This is a genomic window from Citrobacter sp. TBCP-5362 (assembly GCF_005406305.1).
In the GTDB taxonomy this organism is placed as follows: domain Bacteria; phylum Pseudomonadota; class Gammaproteobacteria; order Enterobacterales; family Enterobacteriaceae; genus Citrobacter_B; species Citrobacter_B koseri.
The window spans coordinates 2223028-2236109 of the sequence record NZ_CP040234.1 but is presented as its reverse complement, the minus strand read 5'-3'; the positions used below and the strand labels follow the sequence as shown (position 1 = coordinate 2236109).

Below are 13082 nucleotides of genomic sequence, written 5' to 3'. Positions count from 1 at the left end.
GCAACAAAATTAAATTGTATAATTTTTATTTTATATGTTTTATTAAAAAACATTCATGTCAATTATCATCATTTCTGTAGAATTATTTAATTAAGATTTTACTTAAGACGTAACAATTCATATTTATCTCTTTACGGAACTTCTCCTTTAGCATGATTTCACTTCCCTTATGGGGAGTCACAGGTAAATAAAAAAACTAAAGGGTTATTTCAATGAAAAGAAAAGTACTGGCTCTCGTAATCCCTGCCCTGTTAGCAGCAGGCGCGGCCCACGCCGCTGAAGTTTATAATAAAGACGGCAATAAATTAGATCTCTATGGCAAAGTAGACGGTCTGCATTATTTCTCTGATGACGCAAATTCTGACGGCGATCAAACATACATGCGTATGGGTTTCAAAGGTGAAACTCAGGTTAACGATATGATCACGGGTTACGGCCAGTGGGAATATCAGGTTCAGGCTAACGGTACCGAAGGTGATAAAGGTGACTCCTGGACTCGTCTGGCATTCGCAGGTATTAAAGTCGGTGACTATGGTTCATTCGACTACGGCCGTAACTACGGCGTACTGTACGACGTGGAAGGCTGGACCGATATGCTGCCAGAATTCGGCGGCGACTCTTATACCAAAGCAGACAACTTCATGACCGGCCGTGCTAACGGCGTAGCAACCTACCGTAATACCGACTTCTTCGGTCTGGTGGATGGTCTGAGCTTTGCGCTGCAATATCAGGGTGCGAATGAAAACCAATCCGGCAGCGAAGACACGTATTCCCAGGAGGGGACAAATAACGGCGGTGACCGTAACGTGAAAAACTCCAACGGCGACGGCTTCGGTATCTCTTCAACTTACGATCTGGGTATGGGCGTCAGCTTCGGTGCGGCATATACCACTTCCGACCGAACGAATCAGCAAGCAAATCACTCTACTGCTGGCGGTGATAAAGCAGATGCGTGGACTGCTGGCCTGAAATATGACGCTAACAACATCTATCTGGCGACCATGTATTCTGAAACCCGTAATATGACGCCATATGGTGGAAAAGATAGCTGGAGTGATAGCACCATTGCCAACAAAACCCAGAACTTTGAAGTTACAGCTCAGTACCAGTTCGACTTCGGTCTGCGTCCTGCCGTATCTTTCCTGATGTCTAAAGGTAAGGATCTGGCCGGCGGTGAAGATAAAGACCTGGTTAAATATGCTGACGTAGGCGCGACCTACTACTTCAACAAAAACTTCTCCACTTATGTTGATTACAAAATCAACCTGCTGGATGAAGATGACAGCTTCTACACTCGCAACGATATGTCTACCGACGACGTCGTTGCTCTGGGTATGGTTTACCAGTTCTAAGTCCGTCAGCCCGCTGGCAACGGCGGGCTTTTCTCATAACAACAGTGTTTTATCTATACTAAAACAATATATTTGTTGCGCTAAAACTCTCCATTGATAGATGATATATTGCATAAAGATCTGCTGTAGAGGACGCCGGCAATGAACCATCATCCCGTTAAATCATCCCGTATTGCATCCGTCGGCTATGACGAAACCTCCAGCACGCTGGAAATTCGTTTTCATCGAACCGGTACTCTGCAATATCTCGGCGTCCCGTCGCGTATTTTTCGTGATTTTCTTGTCGTGGTTTCTAAAGGCCGCTTTTATGACGGCGTGATCAAAGGGAAATTTCCAGAGCAGAAACCAAACTCACGCTAAAATGTGACTCCTGTCATTGTACATAAAGTGCCATTAAGGGTTAAACTTTAATCGGATACTTAAACAGGAGGTTTTATGAGCAGAACGATTCTTGTGCCCATCGATATTTCAGATTCAGAATTAACTCAACGCGTTATCACCCATGTTGAAGCCGAGGCAAAAATAGATGACGCAGAGGTCCATTTCCTGACCGTTATTCCGTCACTGCCCTATTACGCCTCTTTAGGCCTGGCCTACTCAGCAGAGTTACCGGCTATGGACGATCTGAAAGCCGAAGCAAAATCTCAACTGGAAGAGATTATCAAGAAGTTCAGTATTCCTGCCGACAGAGTACAGATTCATATCGCGGAAGGTTCTCCGAAAGATAAAATTCTGGAAATGGCTAAAAAATTACCGGCAGACATGGTGATTATTGCTTCTCACCGCCCGGACATCACCACGTATCTGCTGGGCTCCAACGCCGCAGCGGTCGTACGCCATGCCGAATGTTCCGTCCTGGTGGTTCGCTAAACGCATCAGCCCGCACGCCGTTGCGGGCTTTCATATCCACTTTTCAACCCTGCACGCGCTTACCTGCAACCTGAGGTATAACGGGTATAAATGTGCTGACATTCTTCTCGCCAATCCGTACCATACACGCCACAGTTTTTATATCAGATTTCTTTTGCCGGTCTTTCCGGCGTGATGCATACTTTTCTGATGCCACACAATGAATTGAGCCTCTATTAAATGTCGCAAAATCAAGATATTAGCAAGAAAGAACAGTACAACCTGAACAAATTACAAAAGCGTCTGCGTCGTAACGTGGGCGAAGCGATTGCTGACTTCAATATGATCGAAGAAGGCGATCGCATCATGGTGTGCCTTTCCGGTGGGAAAGACAGCTATACCATGCTGGAAATTCTGCGTAATTTGCAGCAAAGCGCACCCGTCAACTTTTCACTGGTCGCCGTTAACCTTGACCAGAAGCAACCGGGTTTTCCCGAACACATTCTGCCGGAATATCTTGAGAACCTGGGCGTAGAGTATAAGATCGTTGAAGAAAACACCTATGGGATCGTTAAAGAGAAAATTCCTGAAGGCAAAACGACCTGCTCTCTGTGCTCCCGACTGCGCCGCGGTATTCTCTATCGCACCGCAACAGAACTGGGTGCAACCAAAATTGCGTTAGGCCACCACCGCGACGATATTCTGCAAACGTTATTCCTGAACATGTTCTACGGCGGGAAAATGAAGGGGATGCCGCCGAAGCTGATGAGCGATGACGGCAAACACATCGTTATCCGCCCGCTGGCCTACTGCCGCGAGAAAGATATTGAGCGTTTTTCAGAAGCCAAAGCGTTCCCTATTATTCCGTGCAACCTGTGCGGGTCGCAGCCAAACCTGCAACGCCAGGTCATCGCCGACATGCTGCGCGACTGGGATAAGCGTTATCCAGGGCGTATTGAAACCATGTTCAGCGCGATGCAGAACGTGGTGCCTTCTCATCTGAGCGATATTAATCTTTTTGATTTCAAAGGCATTAATCATGATTCCGATGTGGTGGACGGTGGTGATTTAGCCTTTGACCGCGAAGAGATCCCTCTGCAACCCGCAGGCTGGCAGCCAGAGGAAGACGATAACCAACTGGATGAACTGCGTCTGAACGTCGTGGAAGTGAAGTAATTTCTGACTCAGCCGGATGGCGACGTAAACGTCTTATCCGGCCTACGGTGCGCATAAGCACCTGTAGGCCGGAACGGGCATTTATTTCAATAAACGAACCCGACAGCTCTTCCCTTTTATCTTTCCGTTCTGCAATTGCTTCCAGGCTTTCTGCGCCACAGGCTGGCGAACCGCCACATAAACATGGGCCGGATGTACGGTAATTTTGCCAATATCAGCGCCATCCAGACCAATATCTCCCGTTAATGCTCCCAGCACGTCGCCCGGGCGCATTTTTGCTTTTTTACCGCCATCAATGCACAGCGTCGCCATTTCAGCTTCCAGCGGTACAACCGGAACGTTGCCCGGCGGCGTCAGCCAGTTCAGTTTAAGCTGCAACATTTCAGACAGAATATTGGCGCGCTGCGCCTCTTCCGGCGCGCAAAAACTGATCGCCAGACCGCTGTTGCCTGCACGGGCGGTACGACCAATACGGTGTACGTGAACTTCCGGGTCCCACGCCAGCTCGAAGTTTACGACCAGCTCCAGCGACTTGATATCCAGCCCACGCGCGGCGACGTCCGTCGCTACCAGTACGCGCGCGCTGCCGTTTGCAAAACGAACCAGCGTCTGGTCACGATCGCGCTGCTCAAGGTCGCCATGCAGCGATAATGCGCTCTGCCCAACAGAATTGAGCGCATCACAAACCGCCTGACAATCTTTTTTGGTATTACAGAAAACAACGCATGACGCAGGCTGATGCTGGCTCAGCAGCTTTTGCAGCAGCGGGATTTTCCCCTGCGAAGATGTTTCAAAAAACTGCTGCTCGATAGATGGCAGCGCATCCACCGAATCAATTTCAATCGTCAGTGGATTTTGCTGAACCCGACCGCTGATCGCCGCGATGGCCTCAGGCCAGGTGGCGGAAAACAGCAGAGTCTGACGGCGTGACGGCGCAAAGCGAATCACCTCGTCAATAGCGTCGCTAAAGCCCATATCCAGCATCCTGTCGGCTTCATCCATCACCAGCGTTTGCAGGGCATCCAGAGAAACGGTGCCTTTTTGCAGATGGTCAAGCAGGCGACCCGGCGTCGCGACAATAATATGCGGCGCATGCTGGAGAGAGTCTCGCTGCGCGCCGAAAGGTTGCCCGCCGCACAACGTCAGAATTTTGGTATTAGGCAGAAAACGCGCCAGACGACGCAGCTCCCCTGCCACCTGATCGGCCAGTTCGCGCGTAGGACAAAGCACCAGCGACTGGGTCTGGAACAGACTGGCATCAATATGCTGTAAAAGCCCGAGACCAAATGCAGCCGTTTTTCCGCTGCCGGTTTTTGCCTGCACGCGCACATCTTTTCCGGCCAGGATCGCCGGTAACGCAGCGGCCTGGACAGGCGTCATCTCAAGATAGCCCAACTCGTTAAGATTCTCGAGTTGGGCGGCAGGCAGGACATTCAGAGTAGAAAAAGCGGTCACAATTTAATCTCGCGGTAAAAGACACACAGTCAGCAGGCGCGTATCCTCGCAGATCTCCGCTCTTGATGCGACAATTTAATCGGTTCTTCATCCGGCGGCGGATCTGGCATAGGTTGTGGGCGCGGGATAGGATCGGGAATCGGCACCGGATCGGTTGGTACGGAATCCGACTGGCGCGTTTGCATTTGCAACAACGTGAACAGGCTGGTCATATTACCCTCCGGTCATACAGATTGACTCTTTTAGGGTAGACGCTGATATCCCGCAGGCAAAAAAAAGCCGACTAATCTAAGTCGGCGTCGTACGAATCAATTGTGCTATGCAGTAATTCAAAAAAGGAAGTAAGACAATATGGAGCGCAACGCCCATCGCTTGACGTTGCATTCACCTGAGAGAGAGATATTGCCCCGAATGGGTAGATTGTTTATTGACTTCGCTCAAATTATGCGGCGTTTTTCTGCTCAAAGGACGATGAAAAGCGTTGTTGTTACAACCATTTACTACGATGCAACCATAAGGTAACACCACCAATCAGGACAACTAACAGAATACAGAACATAGAAAACCCAAAATGCCATGCGCCGCCCGGAATTCCCCCGAGATTCACGCCGAACAATCCGGTTAAAAATGTGCTGGGCAGAAAGACCATCGCCATCAGCGACATCGTATAGGTTCTGCGCGCTAAGGACTCCTGCATAACTTGCGCGATTTCATCGGCCATCACGCCCGTGCGCGCAATACACGCGTCGATCTCATCCAGCCCCCTTCCCAGACGATCCGCGATATCCTGCATTCGACGACGCTGATCATCATTCATCCAGGCCAGACGCTCGCTTGCCAGCCGCGCATAAACATCACGCTGAGGCGCCATGTATCGACGCATCACAATCAGTTGCTTACGCAGTAACGCCAGGAATCCACGCGGCGGGATCTGCTGATCGAGCAGATTGTCTTCCAGGTCGATAATTTTATCGTGTAATTGCTCGATAAATTCGCTGGCGTGATCCGTCAGGGCGTCACACACGTCGACCAGCCAGCCGCCGCAATCGGACGGGCCCGTCCCTTCCTGCAAGTCGCTAACCACCTCATCAAGCGCCAGAACTTTTCGCTGTCGCGTTGAGACGATAAAACGTTCATCCATATATACACGCATCGCCACTAGCTGGTCAGGGCGTTCATCGGTACTGCCGTTGATGCAGCGTAAGGTGATCAGCGTGCCTTCCCCCATCCGACTGACGCGTGGGCGCGAACTCTCGCCAGCCAGCGCATCGCGTACAGAATTCGGTAACAAAGGCGTCGACGCCAGCCACTGCGCGCTGTCAGGGTGGGTGTAATTGAGATGCAACCAGCAGGGATGCTGGCTGTCGATAATATCGTCATTTTCAAGCGGTTTAATGCCGCCGCGACCATCCAGTAGCCAGGCAAAAACGGCATCCGGCACATTGACTTCCGATCCCTTGATGGCTTCCACAACGCCTCCACATTCATTCAACGCTTTTTCGTTAGTCTAGCCTTCGGCGTATGTTAAGCAATACCTCATTATCCCATTGCGCTGAAATGATTCAGAAAAGTACGATATGGCAGGAAAGGCGCCGGCATCACCGGCGCAAATGTGTTGTGCGAGACAATATGGGGTGTTCAACGGATGATAATTTACTTAATCGAAATTTATGAATTTTAGTCTGTAGATCGATAACCTTGCGTTGCATCATCAGCTTTAATATGTCGTACGGGAAAGGGTTAACCTCTTTCAGAATGATTAGCCTGAGTAATGTTTATATAAGTCGCCATCAACCTTTCTTCCTTTTTACTCGTTCACACTTATATCGACCATTGAAAAAAAACTTATCATTCGTGGATTTGTCCTGGTTCCCTGCTAGATTTATCTGCACGTCTATTGTTGTCTCCCGATTTGTGAAAAAACGCTCCATATCACTGTAAGCTGTTAATAAAAAAGCCATTCACCAATAAACCGGCAACACAGCATGTGAAGATAACGGGATTATCGATGATTGCTCACGAACTCAATGCTCTGGATTTATTAAGTTTTCCTGTCTGGATTGTTTTACCACACACAGAAGAGTTAGTTTTCGCTAATACCGCCGCACGCGAACTGACACAGGAACAGACTTTCAGCCGTCTCAGAAAGGGGATATTTTCAACTTATGCGCAAAATGAACTGCGCATGTACGTTGCTGATTTACACCACCATCACGATATTGTTGAAATTCTGACGGTCTGTCGTGATGGTAAAGAAATCGCCTTAACCTGCCGCCTCTCGGTTAAAACCCTGTCGACGCAGGGAGACGTTATTATTTTTGAAGGCATAGAGACACCCACGGCGCAAGGTCTCAAGGCCAGCCGTTCGGCAAACTATCAGCGTAAAAAACAAGGGTTTTACGCCCGTTTTTTCCTGACGAACTCCGCGCCGATGCTGTTGATAGACCCTTCGCGGGACGGTCTGATCGTCGATGCCAATCTGGCCGCACTCAATTTCTATGGCTACAGCCATGAAGCGATGTGCCAGAAACATACATGGGAAATCAACGTATTAGGCCGCCAGATCTTACCCGTTATGCATGAGATTGCCCGTCTGCCCGGCGGGCATAAGCCCTTAAACTTCGTCCATAAACTCTCTGACGGCACCACCCGGCACGTACAAACCTATGCGGGTCCCCTTGAGATATACGGCGATAAGCTCATGTTATGTATCATTCATGACATTACCGAGCAAAAACGGCTGGAACAGGAGCTGGAACGCGCTGCCCTGCATGATGCGCTGACCGGCTTACTGAACCGCAGGCAATTTTATCTTCTTACTGAGCAAAACCATACGCCCCATCTGTCGATGACAATGGATTACAGCCTGCTGCTCATCGATACCGATCGCTTCAAAAGCATTAACGATTTATACGGTCATTTGAAAGGCGATGAAGTGCTGTGCGCTCTGGCGCGAACGCTGGAAGCCTGCGCACGTAAAGGCGATCTGGTCTTTCGCTGGGGCGGTGAAGAATTTGTCTTGCTGCTGCCGCGAACCTCGCTGGAGGTTGCGCTTAATCTTGCAGAATCAATACGCGCCGCCGTAGCGAAAGTCTGTATTCCTGGCCTGCCCCGTTTTACCGTCAGCATCGGCGTCGCACGGCACGAATCGAATGAAAGTATTGATGAATTATTTAAGCGGGTGGACGATGCCCTGTACAAAGCCAAAAACGACGGCAGAAATCGGGTGCTGGCGGCGTAATAAACGTCACAGGCTGCCCGTAAGTAGCCTGTGAACACCCTTAACGGCTGCGTTTCGCGTGACGCTCCCAGTTTTCCTGCTTTGCCTGCGCCGTTTTACGCAACGCAACATAACACGCTCCGCTGCCGCCATGATGAGGCAGCGCCGTACAGTAAGCCTGAACGTCGTCAAATTCCGTCAGCCAACGCACCACATAACTGCGCACAATATTGGCATGCGCGTTATCTTCCCGCCCTTTGCCATGAATGATCAGCACGTTGCGTAAACCATCCTGACGCGCCTGGCAGATGAAGCTAAACAGCATCTTGCGACATTCCTCAACCGGCTGACGAAGCAAATTGAGACTCGCCTGCTGGCTGTATTTTCCCGAACGCAGTTTGTCGAGCACGCCCTGCTGCAACCCTTCCCGGCGAAATTCCAGCGGTTCGCCCAAAGGAAGAATATCCAGAAACCCGGTGGTAAGAAAATTGTCGAGCTGGAGCGTATCGATACGCTGCGGCGCCCGTGAATTGCGTGTGGGCTGCCAGTGTACATCAGCGCAACGTTTCAACGGTTGGACATCCTCCATGGCGTCAAGAAACAGCGTTTTGTCGTCAAGGTTCATGATTCCTCCTCCAGCGCGTTAAGACAGGCACTATCATAACCTCGCGCTATTATACCGACAACGGTTTACAGTTATTTCCAATAAACGACACTGGCTCAATTATCTGGCTATGCGCATCTCACTATTTCATCCCCGGTAAAGCCACGTTTTATCCTGCGTTAACCGACAATTTCAGCGGGGCTTTTGTAAAATCAATTATGCCCTGAAAGTGGAATATCTCTTTTATAGCCGTTATAACTTTATTACCCGCTGAGGGAAAACCAGGCCGGGAAAAGGTTAAGGAAGCACTGCTGTGTAGATTTTAGGGGCTGGCGGATGTCGACAGTCCCTGTTTTTTATTCTCCTGCCGTGCTTCATTTTTTCAGCATCTTTATTTGTTCGCTTTTTCAACAAACAATGACGCTAAACGTATTATGCCCGCTTATCTTTTTAGGGGTATGGTTGCGGATATTGGTCGCATGGTATCTTGTTGACCTGCTGATGAGTCCGGGAATTATCCCGCCTGCAATGAGAGATAACGGATGCTGAGATTACTTGAAGACAATATCGCGACCCCGCTGGGGCCGTTATGGGTGATTTGCGATGAGCAATTCCGCCTGCGCGCCGTCGAATGGGAGCAACACAGCGACCGTATGGAACAGTTACTGGACATACATTATCGTTCAGAGGGATACGAGCGCATCGCCGCCAAAAATCCGGGTGGCCTGAGCGATAAGCTCACCGCTTATTTTGAGGGAAATCTCAGCATCATTGATACGCTGGAGACCGCCACCGGGGGAACACCTTTTCAGCGGGAAGTGTGGCAGGCGCTGCGCACCATCCCCTGCGGTCAGGTTATGCATTATGGTCAACTTGCCGAAAAATTAGGCCGTCCGGGAGCCGCTCGCGCCGTAGGCGCCGCTAACGGATCTAACCCGGTCAGTATCGTTGTACCCTGCCATCGCGTAATCGGACGCAACGGGACAATGACGGGATATGCTGGCGGTGTGCAGAGAAAAGAGTGGTTATTACGCCATGAAGGGTATCTGCTGCTGTAGAAACCAGGCATTTTGTGCCTTACCCGTCACACTTTGATGTAAAGTAACCACTTATAAAGCATGGATTTTCAAAGGGATATAAATATTTCTCCTGCTTATGCCTGAATTATCCTCTATTGGGAGTAGCTCAGGCTTACGTGCTCACCAAAAAGATGTTAAAATTGACAAATATCAATTACGGCTTGAGCAGACCTATGATCCCGGAAAAGCGAATTATACGGCGCATTCAGTCTGGCGGTTGTGCTATCCATTGCCAGGATTGCAGTATCAGCCAGCTTTGCATCCCGTTCACACTTAACGAACATGAGCTTGATCAGCTTGATAATATCATCGAGCGTAAAAAGCCTATTCAGAAAGGGCAAACGCTGTTTAAAGCAGGTGATGAACTGAAATCGCTCTATGCTATCCGCTCCGGTACGATTAAAAGCTACACCATTACCGAGCAGGGCGACGAGCAAATCACTGGTTTTCATTTAGCAGGCGACCTGGTCGGCTTTGACGCGATTGGCAGCGGGCACCACCCGAGCTTTGCCCAGGCGCTGGAAACCTCAATGGTATGTGAAATCCCGTTTGAGACTCTGGACGATCTCTCCGGTAAGATGCCTAACCTACGTCAACAGATGATGCGTCTGATGAGCGGCGAGATCAAAGGCGATCAGGATATGATCCTGTTGCTGTCGAAGAAAAATGCGGAAGAACGTCTGGCAGCCTTTATCTACAATCTGTCCCGTCGTTTTGCCCAGCGCGGTTTCTCTCCGCGTGAATTCCGCCTGACGATGACCCGTGGCGATATCGGTAACTACCTTGGCTTAACGGTCGAAACGATCAGCCGTCTGCTGGGTCGTTTCCAGAAAAGCGGTATGCTGGCGGTGAAAGGTAAATACATCACCATCGAAAACAGCGATGCGCTCGCAGTGCTTGCTGGTCATACTCGCAACGTTGCTTAATCTTTCCGCAAATAAGTCAGTTATCCTTCTGTTAAATCATTAAATTTTCCTGATTTATTGGTTTGACAGAAGGTATCACACCACGTCAATAAGCTAAAGAAATCTCAAATACATAGCCATCACTCCAGTTGGACACCACTGGCATGGTTTACGCCCTGCCAGGCCGTTTTCGGATTAACCACATTGATTCATCATGCCGGAAAAGTACAATCCACAGCGGCTGGCAACCGTTCTATATTCATTCGCACTATCGAACGATCGCCAGCTGGCCGCAGTTGCGTTCTTGCATACGACGCAACTGCGGCAACCCTAACACCTTGTCATTTACAATGATTATTGATTTAACTCCCACCGAAAACAGCGGTTTGGTGAGTATAGAAAAAGTGTGACATTGATCAAAAACAAAAAAAGATTATGACAAAGGTGTATTTATATTACGTTCGCTTCTGGACTGCGGCCCGGATTGTTAAGCGGATTTTTTGATACCCAGATATTAAGAGGAGAAATAACCATGATCACTTATGATCGTAACCATAATCCTATTACTAATGGCAGTCGGGTTATGATTAATGGGACGGGCAGAACGGGTAAAATCGTTGCCATACATTCTAACGGGTTAACTCCAGCCCAGTTACGCCGCAACAAAACCGTCGAAGTGGAAGGCTGTGAAGGCCAGTTCGAACCCGTTGAACTGATCCGTCTTGGTTCCCACTAACGATAAGAATGCCGCTATGGCGGCATTCATGAATCAAACAGATTTAATTACAGACTCTACTAAGCCGCTATTTACCCCAGGTATGCCCCGGAAGTCTGATTTTACTGATAGAAATTGTTTACATTCAATACACTGCCCTATAGAACAGCAAATTTTCCTGATTTATTGATCTGGCAGAAGGTTCCCCCCTGTTTCATTCAACATATATGGGTTACTCTTTTAATTACAAACTGCGGTGACAGTTGTAAGGAGACCCTGTATGGCTATGTATCAAAATATGCTGGTGGTCATCGACCCAAACCAGGACGATCAACCCGCATTACGACGCGCTGTTTATTTGCATCAACGGATTGGTGGCAAAATTAAAGCCTTTTTGCCGATCTATGATTTTTCCTATGAAATGACTACCCTGCTCTCGCCTGATGAGCGTACCGCGATGCGTCAGGGCGTCATCAGCCAGCGAACAGCCTGGATACGCGAACAAGCGAAATACTACATCGAAGCAGGTGTTCCCGTTGAGATAAAAGTGGTCTGGCACAACCGTCCCTTTGAAGCCATTATCCAGGAAGTGATCAGCGACGATCACGATCTGGTGCTCAAAATGGCGCACCAGCATGACCGCCTGGAAGCGGTAATCTTTACGCCGACTGACTGGCATTTGTTACGTAAATGCCCAAGCCCGGTATGGATGGTCAAGGACCAACCGTGGCCTGAAGGCGGTAAAGCGCTGGTGGCCGTGAACCTGGCAAGCGAAGAACCTTATCACAATGCGCTGAATGAAAAGCTGGTCAAAGAAACGCTGCAACTTGCAGAACAGGTGAACCATACCGAAGTCCATCTGGTTGGCGCCTACCCCGTGACGCCCATCAATATCGCAATCGAACTGCCTGAATTTGATCCGAGCGTTTACAACGACGCGATTCGCGGTCAGCATTTGCTGGCGATGAAGGCGCTACGGCAGAAATTCAGCATTGATGAGAAAGTGACGCATGTTGAAAAAGGGTTGCCTGAAGAGGTTATCCCGGATTTAGCCGAGCACCTACAGGCGGGTATCGTTGTACTGGGTACGGTTGGTCGTACCGGGATATCTGCGGCCTTCCTGGGCAATACGGCGGAACAGGTTATCGACCATTTGCGCTGCGATCTGCTCGTCATTAAACCCGATCAGTATCAGACACCGGTCGAACTGGACGACGAAGAAGACGATTAAGCCTATTTTCGTGCCGGGTAGCGCTTATGCCTACCCGGCGAAGCCGCTCACTCACGTTACTGTTTGTCCTCACCACCGAGGAAATAGATCCCCAGCGGAATGGCCAGCAGAATGGTGAAAACCAGACTGTAGACGCAAATCATTGATGACTGGATGAAATACATCGAGGTTGTCCACTCAGACAACGGAATATCATACTGTTCGATCACGCCGCCGATAGTCGCCCGCGTAACCACTGATGCCGCAATAATAAACACCGCCAGCAGGCCCAACAGAAATTTCTTCCCCTTTGCTGTCTTCAGCTTTGTCATAATCATGGTATCGTCCTTTTGCAGATGAAAGCTCTGTTACTTGCGCGTAACAATACCATGACAATCCCCCGTTGTCTGCCACACAAGTAGTGACATAATATTCACATCGCGCGTCCCTGTCTGAAAATGCGCTACGTCTTATTCTTTTTGATCAATGACCAGCGCATTCGAAGCGGATAAAATAT

The 13082-nt window shown here is 49.3% G+C and carries 13 protein-coding genes and 1 pseudogene; 9 read left to right on the top strand and 5 right to left on the bottom strand.

All coding sequences use genetic code 11. From position 1 onward, the window contains the following. The first annotated feature begins 212 nt into the window (after positions 1 to 212). The 4 genes from ompC to ttcA all read left to right on the top strand — a co-directional run bounded on the left by ompC (position 213) and on the right by ttcA (position 3377). On the top strand, positions 213 to 1352 hold the full coding sequence (gene ompC, locus FD428_RS10695; RefSeq protein ID WP_114847874.1) for a porin OmpC: 1140 nt from the start codon (positions 213 to 215) through the stop codon (positions 1350 to 1352). Between the two features lie 141 nt (positions 1353 to 1493). After that, complete coding sequence (locus tag FD428_RS10690; protein ID WP_012132297.1) at positions 1494 to 1712, top strand: KTSC domain-containing protein; 219 nt, start codon at positions 1494 to 1496, stop codon at positions 1710 to 1712. A gap of 75 nt (positions 1713 to 1787) precedes the next feature. Then, complete coding sequence (gene uspF / locus FD428_RS10685) at positions 1788 to 2222, top strand: universal stress protein UspF (RefSeq protein ID WP_012132296.1); 435 nt, start codon at positions 1788 to 1790, stop codon at positions 2220 to 2222. Positions 2223 to 2441: 219 nt separating this feature from the next. Beyond that, positions 2442 to 3377, top strand: coding sequence for a tRNA 2-thiocytidine(32) synthetase TtcA (gene ttcA, locus FD428_RS10680; protein WP_012132294.1), 936 nt, complete (start codon positions 2442 to 2444; stop codon positions 3375 to 3377). A gap of 81 nt (positions 3378 to 3458) precedes the next feature. On the opposite strand, the gene dbpA is transcribed toward ttcA, so the two are convergent. The 3 genes and pseudogenes from dbpA to zntB form a co-directional block, all read right to left on the bottom strand. Continuing rightward, positions 3459 to 4832 (bottom strand): ATP-dependent RNA helicase DbpA, encoded by a 1374-nt coding sequence (gene dbpA, locus FD428_RS10675; RefSeq protein ID WP_114847873.1) that lies wholly within the window; start codon positions 4830 to 4832, stop codon positions 3459 to 3461. Between the two features lie 29 nt (positions 4833 to 4861). Beyond that, positions 4862 to 4990, bottom strand: a pseudogene (ynaL, locus tag FD428_RS21920) (protein YnaL); the annotation flags it as partial. A gap of 329 nt (positions 4991 to 5319) precedes the next feature. Further along, positions 5320 to 6303, bottom strand: a complete 984-nt coding sequence (gene zntB / locus FD428_RS10665; protein WP_012132292.1) for a zinc transporter ZntB — start codon at positions 6301 to 6303, stop codon at positions 5320 to 5322. 537 nt (positions 6304 to 6840) lie between these two features. On the opposite strand from zntB, the gene FD428_RS10660 reads away from it, so the two are divergent. After that, a complete protein-coding gene (locus tag FD428_RS10660) occupies positions 6841 to 8073 on the top strand; it encodes a sensor domain-containing diguanylate cyclase (RefSeq protein ID WP_114847872.1) in 1233 nt (410 codons plus the stop codon). Between the two features lie 40 nt (positions 8074 to 8113). On the opposite strand, the gene smrA is transcribed toward FD428_RS10660, so the two are convergent. Next, positions 8114 to 8677, bottom strand: coding sequence for a DNA endonuclease SmrA (gene smrA / locus FD428_RS10655; RefSeq protein WP_114847871.1), 564 nt, complete (start codon positions 8675 to 8677; stop codon positions 8114 to 8116). A 521-nt stretch (positions 8678 to 9198) separates the two neighbouring features. Here smrA and ogt point away from each other — a divergent pair. From ogt to uspE, 4 genes are all read left to right on the top strand, one after another. Beyond that, on the top strand, positions 9199 to 9714 hold the full coding sequence (ogt, locus tag FD428_RS10645; RefSeq protein ID WP_012132287.1) for a methylated-DNA--[protein]-cysteine S-methyltransferase: 516 nt from the start codon (positions 9199 to 9201) through the stop codon (positions 9712 to 9714). Between the two features lie 194 nt (positions 9715 to 9908). Further along, complete coding sequence (gene fnr, locus FD428_RS10640) at positions 9909 to 10661, top strand: fumarate/nitrate reduction transcriptional regulator Fnr (protein ID WP_003020397.1); 753 nt, start codon at positions 9909 to 9911, stop codon at positions 10659 to 10661. Between the two features lie 511 nt (positions 10662 to 11172). Further along, a complete protein-coding gene (ydfZ, locus tag FD428_RS10635; protein ID WP_024130312.1) occupies positions 11173 to 11376 on the top strand; it encodes a putative selenium delivery protein YdfZ in 204 nt (67 codons plus the stop codon). A gap of 259 nt (positions 11377 to 11635) precedes the next feature. Beyond that, positions 11636 to 12586, top strand: a complete 951-nt coding sequence (gene uspE, locus FD428_RS10630; protein WP_012132283.1) for a universal stress protein UspE — start codon at positions 11636 to 11638, stop codon at positions 12584 to 12586. 56 nt (positions 12587 to 12642) lie between these two features. Here the strand turns inward: uspE and FD428_RS10625 are convergent, their stop codons facing one another. Continuing rightward, on the bottom strand, positions 12643 to 12903 hold the full coding sequence (locus FD428_RS10625) for a DUF2534 family protein (protein WP_012132282.1): 261 nt from the start codon (positions 12901 to 12903) through the stop codon (positions 12643 to 12645). Positions 12904 to 13082: the final 179 nt, after the last annotated feature.

Coding starts and splice junctions, on each gene's coding strand:
- ompC (WP_114847874.1), top strand. CDS start 213: ATGAAAAGAAAAGTACTGGCTCTCGTAATCCCTGCCCTGTTAGCAGCA.
- FD428_RS10690 (WP_012132297.1), top strand. CDS start 1,494: ATGAACCATCATCCCGTTAAATCATCCCGTATTGCATCCGTCGGCTAT.
- uspF (WP_012132296.1), top strand. CDS start 1,788: ATGAGCAGAACGATTCTTGTGCCCATCGATATTTCAGATTCAGAATTA.
- ttcA (WP_012132294.1), top strand. CDS start 2,442: ATGTCGCAAAATCAAGATATTAGCAAGAAAGAACAGTACAACCTGAAC.
- FD428_RS10660 (WP_114847872.1), top strand. CDS start 6,841: ATGATTGCTCACGAACTCAATGCTCTGGATTTATTAAGTTTTCCTGTC.
- smrA (WP_114847871.1), bottom strand. CDS start 8,677: ATGAACCTTGACGACAAAACGCTGTTTCTTGACGCCATGGAGGATGTC.
- ogt (WP_012132287.1), top strand. CDS start 9,199: ATGCTGAGATTACTTGAAGACAATATCGCGACCCCGCTGGGGCCGTTA.
- fnr (WP_003020397.1), top strand. CDS start 9,909: ATGATCCCGGAAAAGCGAATTATACGGCGCATTCAGTCTGGCGGTTGT.
- ydfZ (WP_024130312.1), top strand. CDS start 11,173: ATGATCACTTATGATCGTAACCATAATCCTATTACTAATGGCAGTCGG.
- uspE (WP_012132283.1), top strand. CDS start 11,636: ATGGCTATGTATCAAAATATGCTGGTGGTCATCGACCCAAACCAGGAC.
- FD428_RS10625 (WP_012132282.1), bottom strand. CDS start 12,903: ATGATTATGACAAAGCTGAAGACAGCAAAGGGGAAGAAATTTCTGTTG.